This is a genomic window from Miniphocaeibacter halophilus, from assembly GCF_016458825.1.
GTDB lineage: Bacteria > Bacillota > Clostridia > Tissierellales > Peptoniphilaceae > Miniphocaeibacter > Miniphocaeibacter halophilus.
The window spans coordinates 2,347,976-2,370,424 of record NZ_CP066744.1; the positions used below are offsets into that span (position 1 = coordinate 2,347,976).

Annotated in this window: 21 protein-coding genes and 1 pseudogene; all 22 read right to left on the reverse strand. The window is 29.4% G+C overall.

Features of this window, described 5'->3' with window-relative positions; genetic code table 11:
- Window positions 1-73: 73 nt before the first annotated feature.
- Window positions 74-2,665: a selenium-dependent xanthine dehydrogenase gene (gene xdh, locus JFY71_RS11770; RefSeq protein ID WP_243660965.1), complete on the reverse strand. Its 2,592-nt coding sequence runs from the start codon at window positions 2,663-2,665 to the stop codon at window positions 74-76.
- Window positions 2,666-2,952: 287 nt separating this feature from the next.
- The gene (locus JFY71_RS11775) at window positions 2,953-3,555 is read right to left on the reverse strand and encodes a transglutaminase-like domain-containing protein (protein WP_243660966.1); all 603 of its coding nucleotides are present in this window, start codon (window positions 3,553-3,555) and stop codon (window positions 2,953-2,955) included.
- Window positions 3,556-3,588: 33 nt separating this feature from the next.
- Complete coding sequence (locus tag JFY71_RS11780; RefSeq protein ID WP_243660967.1) at window positions 3,589-4,614, reverse strand: Gfo/Idh/MocA family protein; 1,026 nt, start codon at window positions 4,612-4,614, stop codon at window positions 3,589-3,591.
- A 13-nt stretch (window positions 4,615-4,627) separates the two neighbouring features.
- Window positions 4,628-5,959 (reverse strand): nucleotide sugar dehydrogenase, encoded by a 1,332-nt coding sequence (locus JFY71_RS11785; RefSeq protein ID WP_243660968.1) that lies wholly within the window; start codon window positions 5,957-5,959, stop codon window positions 4,628-4,630.
- A gap of 5 nt (window positions 5,960-5,964) precedes the next feature.
- Entirely contained in the window at window positions 5,965-6,543 is a 579-nt protein-coding gene (locus tag JFY71_RS11790) for an acyltransferase (protein ID WP_243660969.1), read from the reverse strand.
- Entirely contained in the window at window positions 6,543-7,730 is a 1,188-nt protein-coding gene (locus tag JFY71_RS11795) for a DegT/DnrJ/EryC1/StrS family aminotransferase (protein ID WP_243660970.1), read from the reverse strand. Before JFY71_RS11795 ends, JFY71_RS11790 begins: the two co-directional genes overlap by 1 nt.
- Window positions 7,727-8,989: a glycosyltransferase family 4 protein gene (locus tag JFY71_RS11800; protein ID WP_243660971.1), complete on the reverse strand. Its 1,263-nt coding sequence runs from the start codon at window positions 8,987-8,989 to the stop codon at window positions 7,727-7,729. Before JFY71_RS11800 ends, JFY71_RS11795 begins: the two co-directional genes overlap by 4 nt.
- Complete coding sequence (locus tag JFY71_RS11805) at window positions 8,982-9,671, reverse strand: sugar transferase (protein ID WP_243660972.1); 690 nt, start codon at window positions 9,669-9,671, stop codon at window positions 8,982-8,984. Before JFY71_RS11805 ends, JFY71_RS11800 begins: the two co-directional genes overlap by 8 nt.
- On the reverse strand, window positions 9,655-10,860 hold the full coding sequence (locus JFY71_RS11810; protein WP_243660973.1) for a DegT/DnrJ/EryC1/StrS family aminotransferase: 1,206 nt from the start codon (window positions 10,858-10,860) through the stop codon (window positions 9,655-9,657). Before JFY71_RS11810 ends, JFY71_RS11805 begins: the two co-directional genes overlap by 17 nt.
- A gap of 486 nt (window positions 10,861-11,346) precedes the next feature.
- A pseudogene (gene lysS / locus JFY71_RS11815) lies at window positions 11,347-12,822 on the reverse strand (lysine--tRNA ligase); the annotation flags it as partial.
- 2 nt (window positions 12,823-12,824) lie between these two features.
- Window positions 12,825-13,301 (reverse strand): transcription elongation factor GreA, encoded by a 477-nt coding sequence (gene greA, locus JFY71_RS11820; protein ID WP_243660975.1) that lies wholly within the window; start codon window positions 13,299-13,301, stop codon window positions 12,825-12,827.
- Between the two features lie 94 nt (window positions 13,302-13,395).
- Window positions 13,396-13,902: a DUF5673 domain-containing protein gene (locus JFY71_RS11825; protein WP_243660976.1), complete on the reverse strand. Its 507-nt coding sequence runs from the start codon at window positions 13,900-13,902 to the stop codon at window positions 13,396-13,398.
- Entirely contained in the window at window positions 13,880-14,878 is a 999-nt protein-coding gene (gene dusB / locus JFY71_RS11830; RefSeq protein ID WP_243660977.1) for a tRNA dihydrouridine synthase DusB, read from the reverse strand. The genes JFY71_RS11825 and dusB overlap by 23 nt, the downstream gene beginning before the upstream one ends.
- Entirely contained in the window at window positions 14,850-15,635 is a 786-nt protein-coding gene (locus JFY71_RS11835; RefSeq protein WP_243662179.1) for a type III pantothenate kinase, read from the reverse strand. The genes dusB and JFY71_RS11835 overlap by 29 nt, the downstream gene beginning before the upstream one ends.
- A gap of 130 nt (window positions 15,636-15,765) precedes the next feature.
- Window positions 15,766-16,257 (reverse strand): DUF5673 domain-containing protein, encoded by a 492-nt coding sequence (locus JFY71_RS11840; RefSeq protein ID WP_243660978.1) that lies wholly within the window; start codon window positions 16,255-16,257, stop codon window positions 15,766-15,768.
- Window positions 16,258-18,168 (reverse strand): ATP-dependent zinc metalloprotease FtsH, encoded by a 1,911-nt coding sequence (gene ftsH, locus JFY71_RS11845; RefSeq protein WP_263457736.1) that lies wholly within the window; start codon window positions 18,166-18,168, stop codon window positions 16,258-16,260.
- Window positions 18,169-18,189: 21 nt separating this feature from the next.
- A complete protein-coding gene (gene hpt, locus JFY71_RS11850) occupies window positions 18,190-18,741 on the reverse strand; it encodes a hypoxanthine phosphoribosyltransferase (protein WP_243660979.1) in 552 nt (183 codons plus the stop codon).
- Window positions 18,734-20,146 carry a tRNA lysidine(34) synthetase TilS gene (gene tilS / locus JFY71_RS11855; protein WP_243660980.1) on the reverse strand — a complete coding sequence of 471 codons (1,413 nt, stop codon included), beginning with the start codon at window positions 20,144-20,146 and terminating at the stop codon, window positions 18,734-18,736. Before tilS ends, hpt begins: the two co-directional genes overlap by 8 nt.
- Window positions 20,127-20,525 carry a S1 RNA-binding domain-containing protein gene (locus tag JFY71_RS11860; protein ID WP_243660981.1) on the reverse strand — a complete coding sequence of 133 codons (399 nt, stop codon included), beginning with the start codon at window positions 20,523-20,525 and terminating at the stop codon, window positions 20,127-20,129. The genes tilS and JFY71_RS11860 overlap by 20 nt, the downstream gene beginning before the upstream one ends.
- Window positions 20,526-20,616: 91 nt before the next feature.
- Window positions 20,617-20,949, reverse strand: a complete 333-nt coding sequence (locus tag JFY71_RS11865) for an FtsB family cell division protein (protein ID WP_243660982.1) — start codon at window positions 20,947-20,949, stop codon at window positions 20,617-20,619.
- The gene (locus JFY71_RS11870) at window positions 20,949-21,191 is read right to left on the reverse strand and encodes an RNA-binding S4 domain-containing protein (protein WP_243660983.1); all 243 of its coding nucleotides are present in this window, start codon (window positions 21,189-21,191) and stop codon (window positions 20,949-20,951) included. Before JFY71_RS11870 ends, JFY71_RS11865 begins: the two co-directional genes overlap by 1 nt.
- Before the next feature lie 57 nt (window positions 21,192-21,248).
- Entirely contained in the window at window positions 21,249-22,346 is a 1,098-nt protein-coding gene (locus tag JFY71_RS11875; RefSeq protein ID WP_243660984.1) for an HAD-IA family hydrolase, read from the reverse strand.
- Between the last annotated feature and the right edge of the window lie 103 nt (window positions 22,347-22,449).

Here is a 22,449-nt window from a genome sequence, read left to right on the forward strand (position 1 = left end):
TTTTTCTTGATTTTTATTAAAATTCAAGGGATTCATTTTGTTAAAAACGAATCCCTTGCTAAATTATTTTTATTTATTTTTTAACTGCTTTTTTCTTTTTAACATAAGCTGTATCATCCATTGGTAAGGTAGTTCTCAATACGCCGTCCATTGCATAATAAGCCCCTTGTGCAGCTGGTGCTGTAGGTATAGTTGCAATTTCACCAATACCTTTTGAACCATAAGCAAATGGTAATAGCTCATCTTTTTCTACATATATTGCATTAATATATGGTATATCCGTTGCTCTCATTAGTCCTAATGTTCCAAACTTAACTTGTGGAACACAATCCTTTAATGGAAAGTCCTCTGTAAATGCATAGCCTAATCCCATTAATACTCCACCTTCAATTTGACCTTGAATTGAAATTGGATTAACTACTTTTCCAGAGTCATGAGCTGCATGAACCTCTTTAACTTTTCCATCATCATCTAATACTACAACATGTGTTGCAAATCCATATGCAACGTGACTTACAGGATTTGGTTTGTCGGCACCTAATTTATCTGTTGGCTCAAAGAATTCTGCATAGTATTCTTTTCCTTCTAGTTTAGATAGATCTCCACCTGCTGCTTCTAAATCTGCTTTTAAATCTTCAGAAGCCATACGAACTGCTTCTCCTGTAATTAATGTTTGACGTGAGCCTGAAGTAGTTCCTGAATCCGGTGCTATTTCAGAATTACATCCCATATATTTTATTTTTTCTAAACCAATATCTAATGTTTCAGATATCATTTGTAAAAATACTGTAAAACATCCTTGTCCAATTTCAGAAGCTGCTGTATATAATTGAACAATTCCATCATGAACCTCTATTCTAGCCCTACCTTTGTCCGGTAAGCCTACTCCTACTCCTGAGTTTTTCATTGCACATGCTATACCAGCACGTCCAGGATTAGCTTCATAAACATCTTTTACAGCTTCTAAAGTTTCCTTTAATGCAGTAGAAACATCTGCGATTTGTCCATTCGGTAAAACTTTTCCAGGTTCTATTGCATTACGGTAACGAATTTCCCAAGGAGAAATTCCAACTTTTTCAGCTAATAAGTTTATATTTGATTCAAGGGCAAATTCACTTTGGCAAACTCCAAAGCCACGGAAAGCTCCTGCCGGCGGATTATTTGTATAGTATCCATAACCTCTTATGTCCGTATTTTGATAAGTGTAAGGTCCAACTGAATGTGTACAAGCTCTTTCTAAAACCGGTCCACATAATGAAGCATAGGCTCCTGTATCAAAGTAAATGTCACAATCTAAAGCTGTAAATATACCATTTTCGTCACAGCCTAATGTAAATGTACCTTCCATAGCATGTCTTTTTGGATGGAAGTTAATGGATTCTTGTCTAGTTAATTTTACCTTTACCGGTTTTTGAAGTTTATTTGCTGCAAGGCAAGCAACGTGTTGTACAGATACGTCTTCCTTACCACCAAATCCTCCACCTACTAATTTATTTTCAACAACTATTTTGTCCTCTTCCCAGCCAAACATTATTGCTATTTCTTTTCTTGTGTCATATACTCCTTGGTCAGAAGTATATACCTTTACTCCATCCTTATAAGGAAAAGCAACAGCACATTCAGGCTCTAGGAAAGCATGCTCAGTAAATGGAGTACTATAGGATTGTGTAACTACATATTTAGATTCTGCCAAGGCTTTTTTAGCATCTCCTCTAGTAACATGTCTTTGCTGACATAAGTTTCCATTTTCATGAAGTTTCGGAGCATCTTCTGCCATAGCTTCCTTTATATTTCTTACAGGTTCCAATTGTTCATATTTTATTTTTACCATAGCCTTTGCTTTGTTCATTATTTCTTCAGTTTCTGCAACTACTAAACAAATTGCATCTCCAACTGATCTTGTAATATCGCCTTTAGCTATGAAAACATCCCAATCCTGTTGAATGTGACCTACCTTATTATTTGGCACATCTTCTGCTGTTAATACATCTACTACTCCTGGAAGTGCAAGTGCCTTACTAGCATCTATATCTAAAATTCTTGCTCTCGGATATTTAGATCTTATTGCAGAACCATGTAACATACCTTCCATTACAACATCATCACAGTATTCGCCAGTTCCTAAAACTTTTTCTCTTACGTCAATTCTAAAGGCTTTTTCTCCTACTCCATATTCTTCACCTTTTTCAAGATCGTCAATTTGAGCATCTCCTCGAAGAATAGCAGCGGCTAAATCAATTCCTTCAATAATCTTTTTATATCCTGTACAACGACAAATATTTCCTCTAATCGCTTTTTTAATTTCTTCTTCAGTTGGATTTGGGTTTTGATCTATTAATGCTTTTCCGGATATAACCATTCCCGGTATACAAAAACCACATTGAACAGAACCCTTAACTCCAAATGCGTATACAAAAGCTTCTTTTTCCTTTTCAGATAAGCCTTCTACTGTTGTAATACTTTTACCATGAGCTCTACTTGTTTTAAGTACACAAGCTCTCATGGATCTACCATCTACAATAACCGAACATGTTCCACACGCACCTTCACTACAACCATCTTTAACTGAAAATAAGCCTAATTCGTTTCTAAGATATGTAAGTAGTGGGATATCCTTTTCTGTTTCACATGTTTTTCCGTTAACAGTAAAAACATATTTTTCCATTATAAATTACACCTCAACATTTTATTTTAAAATTCTTAATAATAATATTTTAATTCCTATATGTATTAATTAAAATATACTTTCTTTCTTAAACAAACAAAATATTTTGAAAAACCCTTGTATTTTACAAAATATATCGTATAATGATAATAACTATACTTTTGTTTATAATTATAAATATAGTTTAACAATAATTTTGATTATTTACAATAGCTAAAAAAACCTTTTCAGACTTATACTTACTTAAATTACTAGGCTACAGAATTCTTATGGAATTATTTTTCTGTTTAAATATCCTCTGGTAAACAGTTTAAATACATAAACAAGGCATCCCTGTTCTCTTTTAAAACCTTCATTGTATTTTCCAAGGGCTTATAATATATAATATCGTATTCTTTTTCACCATAATGTTTTCTAGTATTAAAAGCTAAATTATCTCTATCTAAAGAAAATTCCACATTGACAATATTATTATTTCCACGAGCATCTAACTTAACCCATTTGTTTATCTCTTCTATTTTTACAGCATTAAAAGCATGAATACAGTAGCCACTACTGGGCTTATCTTTCAAAGTAAGTTTTTGATAACAAAAACCTGTTGGTATATTATTAACCCTCAACAAGGCTGCTAATAAGTTGGATTTTGCCCAACATATTCCCGTTTTATATTTTAATACATCAGAAGCTTTTATTGTAATACGACTTTCTTTATAATCCCATGAATGTTTTATTTCGTCTCTTACAAATTCAAAGCATTTTTTTATATAGTCTAAATTGTCCTTACTATTATTCTTGATTTCAAAACTTTTTCTTTTAATTAAATCATTATTATAGTCAATATAGTTAGAAGATTCCAAATATTTTTTCATATTATCTGATTCTAGTTTCATAATTATCTCCAAACAAAAAGACCTTAGAATATTCTAAGGCCATTTCTTTTCTTCATATGATTTTAAAATTACTTCAACAGGTTTTCTAGCTTCATATCCAGTAACTAACGGTTGAGTGTCATTATTTACTGCATCAATAAAATCTTTATATAGTGGTGTATGTCCATCACCATAAACATTTTCTATTTTACCAGAATCCAATTCATCTGCTTTTTCATTTTTATCTTCAAAATTCCAAGTTTTTATTTCATTTACTGCAAGTCCACCTATAACTGCCGTTCCGGTTTCTCCAAAAATACTTAAAGTCTCCTCTAAATTTTTAGGATAAACACAAGCAGAACCTTCAATTATTCCTATTGAACCATTTGCAAATCTTAATAATATGGCTCCAAAGTCTTCCATTTCAATATCTCTTAGGAAGGTACCTCTTTCAGATTTTACAGATACTACTTCTGAACCCATCATCCATAATAATAAATCTATATTATGAATACATTGATTCATTAGAGTACCACCATCTAAAGCTTTAGTTCCCCTCCATGGTGCCATGTCATAATAATTTTGATCTCTGGTCCAAAGTATTCTAGCAGTTCCATTAATTAAATTTCCAAATTTACCTTCATCAATTGCTTTTCTCAATTTTTGAATAGGTGGATTAAATCTATTTTGGTGACTAACAGCTACCTTTAATCCTTTTTTATCAGAAAGTTCATTAATACTGTCTATTTCTTCTAAAGTCATAGCCATAGGTTTTTCTATTATTAAATTAACATCTTCATTTAAACAATCTAAAGATATTTCTCCATGATATCCACTTTCTGTAGCTATTGCAACATAATCTATGTCAACTTCCGTAAGCATTTTTTTATAATCTGTATAAACACTTACTTTAGCATCTGGAAATTTTTCCTTATATTGTTCCTTTCTAGCTATGGCCCTATCCTCTATTAAATCACACAAAGCCACAAGTTCTGTTTCTTCACTATTATCTATAATAGCTTCTACATGTTTATATGAAATTCTACCACAGCCAATTATTGCACATTTTAATTTTTGCAATTTTTGCCTCCAATTATAAAAGTTCTATATTATCTTTCTTGTTTTCAACATTTTTTGTAGCATATCTTGTATCAAATACATATTTTGCATTATCTACTACCATTTGATAATCAACATTTGAATGGTTAGTTGTAATTACAACTAAATCATAAGAAGATATTATTTCCGGATTTATTTCCTTTAATGAATGAACTAAATTACCATCCTTGTCTTTATATGAAGGATTATATCCATCATAATAATCTATTTCTGCTCCTTCGTTTAAGAAATGATCTATTACAACAAGAGCCGGACTATCCCTTAAATCATCAATATCATTTTTATAAGCTACACCTAAAATTAAAACTTTTGAACCATTTAAAGCCTTTTTGAAATTCTTAGATAAAATTTTCATAGATCTTTCTACAACCCATTCAGGCATAAAATCATTTACTGATCCAGAAGCTTCAATTATTCTCATATGTGAATCGTATTCTTTTGCTTTCCAAGTTAAATAAAATGGATCTAATGGTATACAATGACCACCTATTCCTGGACCTGGATAAAATGCTTGGAAACCATATGGTTTTGTTCTTGCAGCATCTACAACTTCCCAAATATTAATTCCCATTTTGTCTGCTATTAAAGCAAATTCATTTACTAGTCCAATATTAACATTTCTATATGTGTTTTCTAATATTTTTTCTAATTCAGCTACTTTTGGTGAAGAAACTGTATAAACTTCTCCTTCTAAAACATTTCTATACAATGCAGCTGCTACTTCTGTAGAATCTTCTCCAACTCCACCTACAACCTTAGGAGTGTTTTTAGTTTTATATACTTTATTACCAGGATCTACTCTTTCCGGTGAGAAAGCCAAGAAGAAATCTTCTCCACATTTTAATCCTGAACCTTCTTCAAGTAAAGGTAACATTAATTCTTCTGTTGTTCCTGGATAAGTTGTTGATTCTAATACTACAATACTTCCCTTTTTCAAATGTTTGGAAACATCTTTTGTAGATTTTTCAACATAGGAAATATCAGGTTGTTGATACTCGTCTAAAGGAGTAGGAACAGCAATAGCTATAAAATCACAAGAAGCAACCTCTTCAAAATTATCTGTAGCTCTTAACATTCCCTTTTCAACTAATTCAGTTAATTCTTCATCTACTACATCACCTATATAGTTATGACCTTCGTTTACCATTTTTACCTTGTCTGGTAAAACATCAAATCCTATAACCTTATATCCCGCATTAGCTTTTTCAACTGCTAGAGGAAGTCCTACATAACCTAGTCCAATTACCCCTACTACTAATTCTTTTGACTCAATTTTTTCTAATAATTCATTTTTTATATCTGACATTTGGATTACTCCTCTTCTTCTAAAGTATTATCTTTTAACTTATATATTCTACCACAAATATTGCATTTGTAATCATTTGAATTAGATGGTTCTTTTAGTCTTTCACCACATTCACAAACATAACCTATTTTTTTAGCCGGATTACCAACTACTAATTCATAATCACCTATATCTTTAGTTACGACAGCTCCTGCACCAACTAGTGCAAATTTACCAATAGTGTTACCACAAATTATTGTAGCATTAGCACCTATGGAAGCTCCCTTTTTTAAAACGGTTTTTTTATACTCATCTTTTTTCTCTATTAAAGATCGAGGATTAATTACATTTGTAAAAACACATGAAGGACCTAGAAATACACCTTCTTCACATTCAACACCTGTGTAAACTGAAACATTGTTTTGAACCTTTACCTTATTTCCTAAAATAACCCCTGGCGAAATAACAACATTTTGTCCAATATTACAATTCTCTCCTATTATACACCCTGACATAATATGTGAAAAGTGCCATATTTTTGTCCCAGTTCCTATTTTACTTCCTTCATCTACATAACTTGATTCATGAACAAAATAATCGGACATTAATTAAACTCCTTAACAGCATTAACTATATAATCTATTTCTTCCGCTTTTAATTCCGGAAACATAGGTAAGGCAAAAGTTCTTTTAGACAAATATTCTGCATTAGGGCAATCCCCTTCTTTATAAGCTAAAGGTTTAAAAACTTTTTGTAAATGCATTGGTACAGGATAGTAAATACCAGTTGCAATTCCCTTAGTTTCTAAGAAATTACATAGTTCTTCTCTTTTTTCAGATTGTAGTATATAAAGATGATAAACATGTTTTCCATCTTTTTGAGTAACAGGAGTAACTAAATTAGTATCTTTTAATCCTTCTGTATATAATTTCGCATTTTCTATTCTGTTATTTGTCCATTCTTCTAATTTTCTTAATTTTATTCTTAAAAGAGCTGCTTGCAACTCATCAAGCCTAGAGTTTTGACCTATTAAATAGTTATAATATTTTAATGGGTTGTAAACTGTATTGTCTGTAGATTTATCTTCCTCTACTACTTCATCTATATTATTTAATATATTGTATGCTTTTAATCCATTTTCTCCTGACCCATGTACTCTTAAAGCTTTAACAATAGTAGCTAAATCATCATTATTTGTAACTATCATACCGCCATCACCGGCACAACCTAGATTTTTAGTTGGGAAAAATGAAAAACAAGCTAAGTCAGATAAGGTTCCTATTTTTTTCCCTTTAAAATCCGCTGCTACTGCTTGGGCAGCATCTTCTATTACGAAAAGCGAATGTTTTTTAGCTATTTTATTAATTTCATCCATATCGCAAGGATTACCAAAAATATGAACTGCAATAATAGCCTTTGTCTTATTATTGATTTTTTCCTCTATTAATTTTGTATCGATATTATAGGTTTCTATATCTACATCAACAAATACCGGTGTAGCTCCAACATAGCTTATGGCCTCAGCTGTTGCAAAGAAAGTATAACTTGTAGTTATAACTTCATCTCCTTCACCAATTCCCAATGCTCTTAAAGCAATTATTAAAGCATCTGTACCATTGCCTACAGAAATAGAATTTTTCGCACCTAAAAATTCCGAGAATTCTTTTTCAAAGGATTTTACATTTTCACCCATAATATATTGAGCATTATTTAAAACATCTAAAACAGCCTTATCCGACTCTTCTTTTATTGTCTGATACTGTCTCTTTAAATCAATTAAAGAAATTTTCATATTTCCTCCTGTTGTATTTTCCTAAATGTATCTTCAAGTCTGTCTGTTAATACAGAAAAATCAAACTCTTTTACAGTTTTTAGGGCATTGGAACAGTAAACATCGTATTCTTCTTTATTATTTTTAAATAGATCGTAGAAAAATAATATTCCATTTGCCATATCTTCTATTGAATCACCTTTTACAGTTTTACCACATTTTTTCTCTTCTAAAAGGTCATATCCACATTCGCCATTTGAAATTACAGGTTTTCCTGCTGCTAAATATTCAAATAATTTATTTGGACTTAATCCATATTTAAAAAGGCTAGGTAAATTAGCTAAAGATAGGACTTGTAAATCCGATTGAGTTAAAATTGAAGGAACTTCACTTTTATTAACCCTTCCCTTAAAAACAACATTTTCAATTCCCTTTTCCTTACAATAAGCTTCTAATTCTTCTTTTTCTCCCCTATCTCCAAAGATTAGAAACTTAATATCGTCAAATCCTTCTTTTTTTATTATTTCAAAAGCTCTAATAAATCTTCCTAAATCATTAGCCCTTCCTATTGCTCCTGTAAATACGACTTTAAATATATTTGGATCTGATAAATCCTCATCTATATAGTTGGTATTTTTTACATTATCATAAAAATTCTTCAATACTATACCATTGTTTATATAATCCGCTTTTGATGAATCTAAGCCTATTTCTTTTACATAATCTGCGCCACCTGGCATTGTAAAAATCAGTCTGTCTGAAGCTTCAAATATTTTTCTTTCAATTCTATATAATATTTTTGCAGGTATGCTATTTTTTTTCATTTTACCCATAGCAACAAAAGTTTCAGGCCATAAATCCCTTGTTTCTGTTACAAAATATGCACCAGTTCTATCTGCAACTCTTTTTGCTGCTATCCATGTTAAAGGATGTGGCGAAGAGGCAAAAATTAAATCTGGTTTACCAAATTTTTTTGTAACAAAGGGTACCTTAATAAAGTATTGAAGAATATTTAATACCCTTTTATAATCACTATTATCATAGGTACTGGTCTTTATAAAAATATATTCTACACCATTATAATAATCTACCTTATACTTACTATCGTTAGTTATCATATTGATTGGCGTAGTATGAATTGTTGACGCTGTGAATATTTTAACATTATAACCTCTTTCTATCAAGTTTTTAGCGAAATTATAATGTCTATTAAATTTACCTATATTTGGTGGATCTGCATAATGGTTAATTATCCATACATTTTTTATATCTTTACTCATTTTCACCTTTCCCAATTATTCTAAACAAGGTTAAAAATATTAATTTTATATCATATATTAACGATATTTTCGAAATATATTCTAAATTTATTTTTAACTTTATTGGCATAATTTCTTCTATATATGTTTTTTCCGGATTATCGCTTTTTCCTAATAAAGTTGACTCATCTCTATATTTAATAGATGCTAAATCCGTAATGCCGGGTTTTATTTTCAGAACATTTTTTTGAAAATCATCATATAATTCAACGTATTTTCTAACTTCCGGTCTTGGTCCAACAAAACTCATACTACCAATAAAAACATTAATTAGTTGGGGTAATTCATCTAATTTTGTTTTACGTAAAAATTTCCCAATTTTTGTAATTCTTTTGTCCTCTCCAACAGTTATTAACATTCCTTTTTTATCAGCATCTACTACCATTGTTCTAAATTTAAAAATTTTAAAATCCTTATTATTCTTACCTACTCTAGTCTGTCTATAAAAAACCGGACCTTCAGAGGTAAGTTTAATAATTAAAGCAATTATAATTAAAGGAATTCCCAATATAACTAATCCTATAAAAGAAACTACAATATCAAAAATTCTTTTTAAAAAAATTTGACCTTTTTTTCTTTCTAAAATCTCATCTATTGTCTTAGAATATAAAATAGGCTCTTTTATATTATCGAGTGAGTTCATTTACTATTTCCTTATAATTATCTACAATATATTCTACCTCTTCATCTGATAATAGAGTATGTAGAGGTAAGGTAATTTCATTTTTGTATTGATTATATGCATTAGGAAAATCCTCTATTTTAAAGCCAAGGTTCTTATATGCTGTAAGCATAGGTAAAGGCTTATAATGAACATTAGAAGCTATTCCCCTTTCTGCTAATTTTTCTATTATTTTATTTCTTTCAGTTTCAGCAATTCCCTTTACTCTTGTTAAGTATAGATGACCATTACTGTTATATTTGTCACTGCAATGTTTTAAAGGTTCTATGCTTGTATTTTTAAAAGAGTCATCATAGTATTTTATAATTTCTTTTCGTCTTTTAAGTAAACCATCATATCTTTTAAATTGAGCAAGGCCTATAGCCGCTGTTATATCTGGCATATTATATTTATAATTTAAACCGATAATATCATATTCCCATGAACCTAATTTAGTTTTTGATAGTGCATCTTTGTTTTGTCCATGTAGGGTTAACAACTGAAGTCTTTTATAAATCTCTTCATCGGAAATTCCATCTATGGATTTCCAAGATAAAGCTCCTCCTTCTCCTGTTGTAAAATTCTTTACAGCATGAAATGAGAAATTAGAAAAATCGGAATCTTCTCCTGTTTTCCTATTTTTATAAGTAGAACCTAAAGAATGGGCATTATCTGAAACAATAGCTATTCTTCCTATAAGTTTCTGAATTTCAGAATTAGGCTTAAATTTATCTTTATTGTTTAAAATAATTTCCTTTAATTTATCATAATCTACAGGAACTCCTGCAATATCCACTGGAATAATAGCCTTAGTTTTTTCATTTATTAGGCTATTTAATTTGTTATAATCCATCATAAAGCTATCTTCTAAAGTATCGACCAAGACTATTTTAGCGCCTACATGGTCAATTACACTGGCAGATGCAGTATAGGTATAAGCTGAAGTAATAACTTCATCTCCTTCGCCTATTCCTAAAAATCTTAAGGCTGTTTCCATTGCTGCAGTAGCAGAATTTAAACATATTGTTCCATCTACGTTTATATAGTCTGTAATTAATTTTTCTAATTTTTTTGTTTTATTTCCAGTTGTTATCCAACCAGATTTTAATGTATCAACAACTTCATCAATTTCAAGTTGCGTAATATCTGGTGGAGAAAAAGGTATATTCATATATCCTCCTAATTGTAATAATAATTCTGTAATATAGTATAAAACACTTGAATGACTTTTCCAAATCAATATATATTAAAATACAAATATATTATTTTTAAACCCCTTAAATAATAATTCAACTTTCTCTACAAATCAAGTTCCCCTATCTCATTTGCTAATAAGCTAAAAATATTGGAACAAATCCAGAGTTTATTTCACCGATTTATAACACTAGTCTTTGTAAAAATCCTATATAAGTAAACTCGTTACATGTAGGTTTTAAGCTTAACTAGGGCTTATCTTACTCGTTGTCCAAATTTTATATTTGGCCTCAACAATCTGCTGACCTACGACGAAATCAAAGATTTCTGTTAGGTCATAATACAACTTAGTTTGCCAAAACAAGTTTTGGACTAGACTGCATCTGACCTACAACGAAATCAAAGATTTCTGTTAGGTCATAAAAAAAGTAAGACAAATTTTGTCTTACTCTTCAATATTATCCTTTTCAATTCCTACCGGTTTCATAGTTGGGAACAATAAGACATCTCTTATTGAAGACTGGTTAGTAAGTAACATTACAAGTCTATCTACTCCTATTCCTAAGCCACCTGTAGGTGGTAGACCTATTTCTAAAGCATTAATGAAGTCATAATCCATCATCTGTGCTTCATCGTCACCTTTTTCCCTTGCCTCAACTTGTTTTTCAAATCTTTGTTTTTGATCTATTGCATCATTTAATTCGCTAAAAGCATTAGCAAGCTCATTTCCAAAAACAAATGCTTCAAATCTTTGAGTAAATCTTGGATCTTCAGGATCTCTTTTAGCTAAGGGACTTACTTCTACTGGATGTTTTATAACAAAAGTAGGTTGAATTAAATGTTCTTCACAAAAAGCTTCAAAAAATTCTGAAATTATTTCTCCTCTTGTTAGATCATCATCAATTTCCACTTCTTTTTCTTTTGCAATTTTCATTGCTTCTTCAGCAGTTTCTATATTATTAAAATCTATACCAGAGTATTCTTTAATTGCGTCTACCATTGTAATTCTTTTCCATGGTGGTGTAAAGTCCAATTCTGTTCCTTGATAATCTACCTTCATTGTTCCAAGAACTTCCTGAGCTATTGTTGATACCATATTTTCAGTTATATCCATCATATCTTCATAATCACCATAGGCTTGGTATAATTCAATTGCTGTATATTCAGGATTATGACTGTGGTCCATTCCTTCGTTTCTAAACATTCGTCCCATTTCGTATACTTTGTCAAAACCACCAACAATAAGTCTCTTTAAGAATAACTCATTTGCAATTCTTAAATACATATCAATATCTAATGTATTATGATGGGTAATAAAAGGTCTGGCATTTGCTCCACCTGCTATAGTATTTAGTATTGGAGTTTCTACTTCTAAGAAACCTCTACCATCTAAGAATTTTCTTATTGCAGAAATTATTTTACTTCTCATAACAAATACATCTTTAATATCAGGATTTACTATTAAATCAACATATCTTTGTCTATATCTTAAATCTGTATCTTTTAAACCATGCCATTTTTCTGGTAGAATTTGTAAAGATTTAGTTAGTAGTGTTATTTTTTTAGTTCTTACACTTATTTCACCGGTCTTAGTAGTGAAGATTTCTCCTTCTACTCCAACAATATCACCAATATCTAAAGTTTTTACATCTTCATAAGCCTCTTCACCTATATCATTCATTCTATTAAATAGTTGAATTCTACCGGTAGAATCTTGTAAGTCCATAAAATTAACTTTACCATGACCTCTTTTAGTCATAATACGTCCAGATACTCTTACGCTTTTTCCTTCATATTCACTATAGTTTTCCTTAATAGTTTTAGAATAAACCGCATCCTTAAAGTTCTCTATTTTATGAGGGTCTTTTCCTTCCTCAACAAGTTTTTTTAATTTCTCTCTTCTAATAAGAAGCATTTCATTAAGATTTTGTTCTTCCATTTCTACCTCTTAATTTCCATAATTTCATAATTAAATGTTCCGCCATTTGTTACTACAGTAACCTTATCACCTTTTTTCATGCCTATACAAGCTTGTCCTACAGGTGATTCATTTGATATTTTACCATTAAAAGGATCAGATTCTGCTGAACCAACTATTGTATACTCATCTATTTCTCCATCTGATAAATCCTTAAGAATAATTGTAGATCCAGCTCCTACAGCATCTGTTTTTATTTCTGATTCATCTATGATTTTTGCATTTATAAGCATATGCTCTAAAACAAGTATTCTATCTTCAACTTGGGCTTGTTCATTTTTTGCTTCATCATATTCAGCATTTTCTGACAAGTCACCAAAACCTCTTGCTACTTTAATTTTATCGGCAACTTCTTTTCTTCTAACTGTCTTTAAAAATTCCAATTCATCTTCGAGTTTATTATAGCCTTCTTTTGTAAGAAGAAATTCTTTTTCTGACATTTCATTACTCCTTAAAAAATAATTAGCGAAAGAATATACTTTCGCGCATTATTTAAATTATATTCTTATTGCTCTTCAAAGTCAAGATTACACTTTAGCTTAAAGTTGGATCTATATTTTCACCAATTGCTTCAACTACTTTTTCACACTCTTCATCTGTAAGATTTAAAGATGAAATACTTAATTTCTTTTCATCCATACTGTCATGAAAATAAAAAGAAATTTTTGTTTTATTTCCATTTAGTTTCTTTAATCTATAAGTATAAATTTTTTTCCATTTATAAAATTGACTTTTCATAATTAAACCGTTGTCATAAATTCCAATCTGATTTTTATTGTATTCCAATATAGACAATACTATTAATACTACTACTACACTTACAAATATAATAACATTTCTAGTTTGGAAAATATTATGAACTAAATAATTGTTTACAATGTTTGTTATCCCAACTATTATACATATAAAAATTACTAACAACTCAACAATTCTATCGTTTCTAAAATTTGTTTTAAATATATAAATAGGATTTTTTGCTAACAATGACCTTTTTATTATAAAGAATAAAGCTATTATACTAATTGACAAATAAATTAACATTTTCCACCTCATTACTTGACTCTAAAAATAAATCCAATTTTGCAAATATTTCATTTAAATCATTTAATGTATTTATTTCATTTTTTAAAATATTTGAATTTCTTTGTCCCTTTAAATACCATGCTACATGTTTTCGCATTTCTTTTATTGCTACTCTTTCCCCAATTAAATTAATTTTTAAGGCATAATGTTTCTTTATTAATTCAATTATTTCTTTTAGTGTTGGTACATAATTTGTTCCTGTAAATAAAAAGGGATTTTGTAATGCACCTCTTCCTAAAGAAACACCATTACATTTTGTTAATTTAAACATATTTTCAATATCAGTACAGGTGTTTAAATCGCCATTTCCAATTACCGGTACAGATAACTCTTCCTTTAATTGCCTAATTGCGTCCCAATTAGCCTTACCTGAATAATACGCCTTTCTGGTTCTAGGATGTAAGGTTACCATAGATACACCACAATATTCAGCTATTTTCCCCATTTCTAAGTAGTTGATACTATTGTCATCCCAACCTAGTCTAAATTTAACTGAAACATCTTTTTCAGAAGCCTTTACTACAGCCTTAATAACTTTTTCCGCTAAGGATAAATCCTTCATTAAAGCTGACCCTTCTCCATTTTTAACAATTTTGGGAGCAGGACATCCCATATTTATATCAACCATCGATATACTTTCATTTTCATTTATATATCTTTTTACCACTTCTGACATAATATAGGGATCATTTCCAAAAATTTGAACTCCTAGAGTAGTTTCCTTGTTGGAAATTTTTAAAAGCCTATTTGTTCCCTTATCCTTATAATATAATCCCTTTGCAGATATCATTTCTGTAAAATTTAAACCTGAACCCATTTCACTTACTATTTCTCTAAAGGCGGCATCTGTAATTCCTGCTAAAGGTGCCATAAAGACATTGTTATTTAATTCTAAATTTCCAATTTTAATTGATCTTCTTTTGATTTCTTTCATAAATTAATTTTAAACCTTCCATAGTCAACATTTTGTCAACTAGCTCTATATATTTACTGTTATGACTAATTAATGCAGCAAAACCACCGGTACCAATTATTCTAACTTCATCCTTAGTTAATTTTTCAGATTCTAGAATCCTTTCAATTAAACTATCTATTAATCCAATAAAGCCAAAAACTAAACCGGATTGCATACTCTCTCTTGTGGATTTTCCTATAATCCTGTCTGGAATATCAATATCTATTTTAGGAAGTTTTGCCGTTTTGTTAAATAGGGCATCTGCAGAAATTTCAATACCAGGCGCTATAATTCCACCTATATATTCACCTTTTTTGTTGATATAATCTAAAGTTATAGCCGTTCCTATATCTACAATAATACTAGGCCCACCATATTTTTCATAAGCTCCAACAGATGTTACAAGTCTATCTGTTCCAACTTCATTAGGATTTCTATATAGGTTCTTTATTCCTAAATCAATATCATTTGATACTATTATTGGCTCCTTGCCTAAATATTTAGTACAGGCAACTGAAATAGTATGCATTAAATTAGGTACTACAGATGAAATAATAATATCCTTTAATCGCTCAATATCCAATGTTGCAAAATCAAAAAAATCTTTAAATAACAATCCATATTCATCAGATGTTTTATTTTTATCTGAGGAAGTTCTCCAATCAAAAATCAACTCTTCTCCAGAGTATATACCAAAAACTATATTTGTATTTCCCACATCAATAACCAGTAAAATAAAAACCGCCTCCTATCTAAAAAAATCTATCCTTTATTAATATTTACACTGTAATTTTCTTAATAAACATTCTCTTATTATAACATAATAGTATTTATATTTATTTACAAAATAAAAAAATCATAGATAACTATGATTTTTTTCTAGATTTACTTTTCTTTTTATTCTTTTTACTTTTAATAATAGTAAGAACTTCATCTTTGTCTTCAAGTTTTATTGGTATTGTCCTATTGGCTTTATTACCTATTCTAGTAGTTTCAATTTCCAATAAGTTAGCTGAACTATCATAAGACCATTTTTTTATATCTTCCCACTTATCAAATCTACCGCTATAATACAATCCAGTGTCATAGACTAGAATTTTTTCCATTGTTAAATACCCAAATCCTAAACCTGCAAAAAGATAAACAAATCCAAAATAATCCTTGGCCAAAAGGGAAAAAGCTCCCATCATAGCCAATAAACCTGCTGCTATTGCCATAACCACCCTAGATTTTGGCATATAGATTGCAATTACCTTACCATTTATTCTTCTTTTTGTATTTATAGCATTATATATTTGTTTTAAAATAAATAATAAAATTATAGCATATAGAACCTGTAATACTTGTGTAAAATTCATTTATTCATCCCTTACTTCTTCATTATTTAATACATCTCTAATATTTTTATCTGTTTCTTGCACTGTATGCAACAATTCCGGTGGTTGTTCCCCACCATTTTTTAGATAATCTTGATATATTTTTTCAAATTGCTCTGCATCAATTGTTTCTTCTTCTAGAAGAACCTTTGCTAATTTGTGAAGTAGGTCTATATTATTTTCTAGAAGTTTTAAGCATTTATCAAAAGCTTCATCAATAAGTCTTTTTACTTCCTCATCAATTGCAGATGCTACTTCTTCAGAATAGTGTTTAGCTCTTCCAAAATCCCTTCCCATAAATACCTCATCATCTTCAGAATCATATAATATAGGTCCTAGCTTTTCACTCATACCATATTTAGTTACCATTGCTCGAGCTATTTTAGTAGCTCTTTCAATATCGTTACTAGCACCTGTTGAAATATCATCTAGTATTAAATGTTCTGCAGAACGACCACCTAGTAACATAATTAATTCATGTTTCATTTCATTTTTAGTTTTGTAACTTCTGTCCTCTTCCGGAGTATAAGCTGTAAAACCACCTGCTCTACCTCTTGGAACTATTGAAATCATGTGGACCGGATCCGTATCGGGAAGAAGTCGTGAAACTATTGCATGACCTGCTTCATGATAGGCTGTTAAGACCCTTTCTTTTTCAATTACAACTGCAGATTTTTTAGCAGGGCCTGCAACTACCTTAATTGCCGCTTCTTCAAAAATCTCTTTTGATATGCTTTTTAAGTTATTTCTAGCAGCTAATAAAGCAGCTTCATTACAAAGATTTTCCAAATCCGCTGGTGTAAATCCTGAAGTTGTTTTTGCAATACTTCCTAAATCCACATCTGGATCAAGTTCCTTATTTCTAGTATGAACCTCTAACATAGCTTCTCTTTCACGAACATCCGGTATTCCAATATAAACTTGTCTATCAAATCTACCTGGTCGTAAAATTGCCGGGTCTAATATATCCGGTCTATTAGTTGCTGCCATAACAATAACGCCTTCGTTTTTACCAAAGCCATCCATTTCAACTAATAATTGGTTTAATGTCTGCTCTCTTTCATCATGGCCGCCACCCATTCCGGCTCCTCTTCGACGTCCAACAGCATCAATTTCATCTATGAAAATAATACAAGGAGAATTCTTTTTAGCATCTTTAAATAAATCCCTAACCCTTGACGCTCCTACTCCTACATACATTTCAACAAAATCAGAACCTGAAATACTAAAAAACGGAACTCCTGCTTCTCCTGCAACAGCCTTTGACAAATATGTTTTACCTGTTCCTGGAGGACCTACTAATAAAATCCCTTTAGGTATTCTTGCTCCTAATGCAATATATTTTTTAGGACTTTTAAGAAAATCTACTACTTCCATTAATTCTTCTTTTTCTTCCTTTAGTCCAGCAACATCCTTAAAGGTAACAGAGGTGTCATTTTTTGATAGCTTAGCCCTGTTTTTACCAAAATTCATTGTAGAGCTACCGCCCTTACTTTGGGCTTGTGACATTAATAAATAGAAAAATCCTACCATAATAATTACAATAAAGAATATAGGCAGCCAATTAAAAATCCAATTCGTATCTTGAGCTGGTGCCGTTGTTAAAATAATTTCCTTATTCTCTATTGGTTTTCTTAAATACTCACTAAAGAAAGTATTTCCTATATTATCAGGTAAATAAATTTCAAAAGTTGTATCGTCTTTTAATTTACCTCTGTAGTAATTTCCTTCGTTAGAAACCTCTACAATTTTTTCGGAATTAATGTATTCTATAAAAGTATTTACACTTATTTCCTTTGTTCCTGTTAAATTCTTTTGTAAAAAAGACATAATCAATATAATAACCAAAATAGGTCCAATATAATAAAATATATTTCTATAAGTTTTTTTCAAACCATATCCTCCTACTGTTTATTAAGAATAAACTTCTTCTTTTAGAGCAGCAATAAATGGTAAATTTCTATATTTTTGATTATAGTCTAATCCATATCCTACAACAAATTCGTCAGGAATTTTGAATCCTACAAAATCAACATCTACATTTACTTTTCTCCTATTAGGCTTATCTAACAATGTAGCAATTTTTATAGAATTTGCACCTCTATCTTTTAAATTTCTAATTAAATAGTCTAGTGTTAATCCTGTATCGATAATATCTTCGACTATTAAAACATCCTTATCCTTTATTCCTTCTTCTAAATCCTTTAGTATTCTTACTACTCCTGAAGAAACCGATGAACCTCCGTAACTGGAAACAGCCATAAAATCCATAGTTAAATCTAAATCCATTCTGGTTACAAGATTAGTCATAAAGATTACTGCCCCTCTTAAAATACCTACAACTAATAATTCTTTTTCCGAATTCTTGTAACTTTCGGTAATTTCTTCTGCTAGTTCATCTAATCTTTTATCCAGTTCTTCTTCTGATACTAAAATTTCTTTATAAATTTCTACCTTCTTAACCATTTATTACCCTCTCAAATGAAATTTTTACAACTTTTTTCATGTTTTTATTAATTTTATACAAACTACTTCTTCTAATTCCCATAATCCATAATATCTCATTATTAAACTCAATTAAAGGAATTAAATCTCTATTATATTTATTAATTTTCTTGTCAATAAATATATCTTTGACTTTTTTTGTAAAACCCTCTAATTTTATTGTATCACCAATTTCTCTACTTCGTATAATTAAATCTCCCTTTAAAATGTCCGTATTAAAATAGGCAATATTTTTATTTAATTCTAAATTTCCAGTATTATCTACTATTTCGCTTTTAATAATATAATCATTAAAAGTAATTTTTTCATTGATTTTATAATCTATTTTTTTATATTTAATTTTCTTTTTAATGGAAAAAATAATATTATTATTATAATTATATATTCTATAATTCTTTATTTCAAAACTTGAATTTTTCTTATATATTAATTCTAAAATTGATTCTATATTCTCAAAGGACAAATCTTTCCTATTTCCATTAATCTTCTCATAGGCCTTAATAATTAAATTTCTTTGTATAGCCCTTGATTGAATTTTTAATTCTTCTATATTTAAACAAATATTATTATTAACTTCCTTTATTAAATTTAAATTATTGCTATATTCTTCAATAAATTCTTGTTCATCCTTAATAATATTTGACATATTCCTTATTGTATTAGTAATATTAGGATTAAAATTTTCTTTTATATATGGTATTAACTCATTTCGTATTTTATTTCGTCTATAATCATTTTCTAAATTAGTATAATCCTCTACATAGGAAATATTGTTTGATTTTAGGAAATTAATAATTTCCGATTTTTCCAAACACAAAATTGGACGTATAATATTCCTGTTTTTTTCTTGTATACCTATAAGTCCATTACTTCCTGAACCCCTTAAAAAATTCAGAAATATAGTTTCTACTAAATCATCTTTATGATGTCCAACAACTATTTTTGCATTAGGCCCTAATTTTTTTGCCTCATCATTAAATACATTATATCTTATTCGTCTCCCGGCATCTTCTACAGATAAACCTTTTTCCTTTGCATAGGAAATAACATCCTTCTTATAGGAAACAAATTTTATATTTAATCTACTAGCAAATTCCCTGGAAAATTCCTCATCCCTTCTTGCATCATCTTCTCTAATTAAATGATTAATATGGACAGCAACAATTTCCAGATTATATTTATCCCTTATATTATTTAATAAATACAAGAGAAAAACAGAATCTGGACCTCCTGAAAAACCTACTACGATTTTATCTCCATTTAATATTAAGTTTTTTTCTTTTATGAAATCTTCAACTTTATTTATAATCATAGCTAAAAAAAGAAAACCGGATAAATCCGGTTTATTAATAATTCTTTGACCCATTACGCTTTCTTTTATTCTCTCTAGTTCTTATTTCTACGTAACGTTCATTACTATCCTTCAAAAACTTAGAGATTTTATCCTCAAAAGACATTTCGTCATTTTCTGAGTTTTCCACATTCTTTTTAAATTCCTCAGGTTGCTTTACCTTCTTAGATGTTGTTTTCATAGACAAACTTATTTTGCCGTCCTTTGTAGAAAGCACTTTAACTTTCACCTTATCATCTTTCTTAATAAAATCCTCAACCTTTTCAACATATTCATTAGATATCTCAGAAATATGTACTAAACCATTACTACCATCTTCCAAAGTAACAAAAGCTCCAAATTTTGTAATTCCTGTTACCTTTCCTTCAACTATATCTCCTACTGAAATCGACATAGATTATAACTTCCTCCTAAATATTTTTTGCTTATAAAATTATATTCCAAATAGTCATTAATGTCAATGAAATGCCATTTTTCATATATTATTATTCATTTGATTTTTTTGTTTTATACTTTACTATATATTCATCTGATTTAACCATACCTAGTTTTTCCCTTGCCATCTTTTCCACAAATTCAGGCGTATCCACTTCCTTATAGGTATTTTCCAGTTCTTTTATTTCATCTTTCAAGGATTCTTTTTCACTTACTAAAGTATCCAGTTCTTTATTTATTCTATTATAATCACCTATTTGCCTAATAAAAGTAAAAGTAAAATACAAAGAAGAAATAATTGCCAAAACAACTATAAAGCTTACAAATCTTCTATTACTTTGTTTTCTTTTTCTTATTTCTTTTTTATAAGTTTTTCTTTCCATTATTCTACCTTTTCAATCATTTCAGATGCTTGGTTTTTTTTAGGATTGTCTATTATCTCTTTAACTTCTACCTTTAACTCTCCAGTACCAAATCTTATTTCGATAATATCGCCTACTTTTACTGTATCGCCGGATTTAGCTACCTTGTTATTAATAGAAACCCTTCCACCATCACAAGCCTCTTTAGCAACAGTCCTTCTTTTTATTATTCTTGAATTTTTTAAAAATTTATCAATTCTCATAATCTACCTCTAACTACATCTTAAAAAATAGTATAACATAATAACAATATCAAAACATTAAATATTTTTGCACATATCAAAATGTATTGTATTTGTTAATGGTAATATATAACCTTCAGAAGTAAAATTATAGCCTAGCTTTTTAAAAAATCTAAGTCTACTTTCATTTGCCTTTAAATAAATTTTTTTATATCCTAAGGATTTACATAACATTTCTGAAGAATTCATTATACTGGTACCTATACCATTATTTCTGTATTTTTCATTAACTACTACAGATTTTATTTGAGCTATACTGTTTTTTTCCTTCTCTGAAATTGTAACAGAAGAAACAATCTCATCCTTATTAAAGATGCCAAAATGAACATCATCTTTTTCATCAGTAAGTTTAATATTAAATATATTTAAATTAGTAACCTTCTTTAAAGCTTCATTTCTTAAAAACAAATTCTTTAAATATAGCTTAGAACCATAATTATATATTTTATATTCAAAACCGTTCTTGTTTTTATTTATAATATCTAAAATTGTAGGTGTTGTAATTAAATCCTTAACTATAAAATCCGCCGCTTCCTGATTAATGTCAAAATCTTCATCTTTTCTGGCAATTACCTTCATTCCTGCTACTTTTGCTGACTTAATACCATAAAAAGAATCCTCTATTGCTACACATTCACTTGGTTCCAGTCCTAATTTTTTTGCAGTATTTAAATAAATTTCAGGATGGGGTTTGGATTTTTCAAAATCTTCACCACTTGATATAGCTTCGAAGTAACTTTCAATATTCGATTCCTGTATAGCTCTAAATATAGAATCCCTTAATGAAGAAGAAGCTAAAGCAATTTTATATCCTTCGCTTTTTAATTTCTCTAATAATGGTGCTACATATGGAAATAAAAGATCCTTAAAATTAAAATCTTTTCCTCTGTAAATACGATCAAATTTTTCAAAAAAGGCACTTTCATTAAAATCACCATCATAATATTCTGCTAGCATGGCTATAGAATCTTCATGGGATTTTCCAACAATGGTTTTAAAATTATCAATGTCTACTTTCTTTCCATCATCTTCTAACATTTTAATAAAAGCATCAAAATAATATACCTCGCTATTTATTAAAACACCATCCATATCAAAAATAACACCTTTTATCATTAATATCCCTCCACACTCTCATTCTATTCTATCATATGAAAGGATAAATAAAAAAGATAATATTAATTTTTCATAACTAAATATTATCCTAATTTATTTTTAA

Bases quoted from the DNA above. Each gene is read 5' to 3' on its own strand.
- xdh (WP_243660965.1), bottom strand. From the start codon at position 2,665: ATGGAAAAATATGTTTTTACTGTTAACGGAAAAACATGTGAAACAGAA.
- JFY71_RS11775 (WP_243660966.1), bottom strand. From the start codon at position 3,555: ATGAAACTAGAATCAGATAATATGAAAAAATATTTGGAATCTTCTAAC.
- JFY71_RS11785 (WP_243660968.1), bottom strand. From the start codon at position 5,959: ATGTCAGATATAAAAAATGAATTATTAGAAAAAATTGAGTCAAAAGAA.
- JFY71_RS11790 (WP_243660969.1), bottom strand. From the start codon at position 6,543: ATGTCCGATTATTTTGTTCATGAATCAAGTTATGTAGATGAAGGAAGT.
- JFY71_RS11795 (WP_243660970.1), bottom strand. From the start codon at position 7,730: ATGAAAATTTCTTTAATTGATTTAAAGAGACAGTATCAGACAATAAAA.
- JFY71_RS11800 (WP_243660971.1), bottom strand. From the start codon at position 8,989: ATGAGTAAAGATATAAAAAATGTATGGATAATTAACCATTATGCAGAT.
- JFY71_RS11805 (WP_243660972.1), bottom strand. From the start codon at position 9,671: ATGAACTCACTCGATAATATAAAAGAGCCTATTTTATATTCTAAGACA.
- JFY71_RS11810 (WP_243660973.1), bottom strand. From the start codon at position 10,860: ATGAATATACCTTTTTCTCCACCAGATATTACGCAACTTGAAATTGAT.
- greA (WP_243660975.1), bottom strand. From the start codon at position 13,301: ATGTCAGAAAAAGAATTTCTTCTTACAAAAGAAGGCTATAATAAACTC.
- JFY71_RS11825 (WP_243660976.1), bottom strand. From the start codon at position 13,902: ATGTTAATTTATTTGTCAATTAGTATAATAGCTTTATTCTTTATAATA.
- dusB (WP_243660977.1), bottom strand. From the start codon at position 14,878: ATGAAAGAAATCAAAAGAAGATCAATTAAAATTGGAAATTTAGAATTA.
- JFY71_RS11840 (WP_243660978.1), bottom strand. From the start codon at position 16,257: ATGAATTTTACACAAGTATTACAGGTTCTATATGCTATAATTTTATTA.
- hpt (WP_243660979.1), bottom strand. From the start codon at position 18,741: ATGGTTAAGAAGGTAGAAATTTATAAAGAAATTTTAGTATCAGAAGAA.
- tilS (WP_243660980.1), bottom strand. From the start codon at position 20,146: ATGGGTCAAAGAATTATTAATAAACCGGATTTATCCGGTTTTCTTTTT.
- JFY71_RS11860 (WP_243660981.1), bottom strand. From the start codon at position 20,525: ATGTCGATTTCAGTAGGAGATATAGTTGAAGGAAAGGTAACAGGAATT.
- JFY71_RS11865 (WP_243660982.1), bottom strand. From the start codon at position 20,949: ATGGAAAGAAAAACTTATAAAAAAGAAATAAGAAAAAGAAAACAAAGT.
- JFY71_RS11870 (WP_243660983.1), bottom strand. From the start codon at position 21,191: ATGAGAATTGATAAATTTTTAAAAAATTCAAGAATAATAAAAAGAAGG.
- JFY71_RS11875 (WP_243660984.1), bottom strand. From the start codon at position 22,346: ATGATAAAAGGTGTTATTTTTGATATGGATGGTGTTTTAATAAATAGC.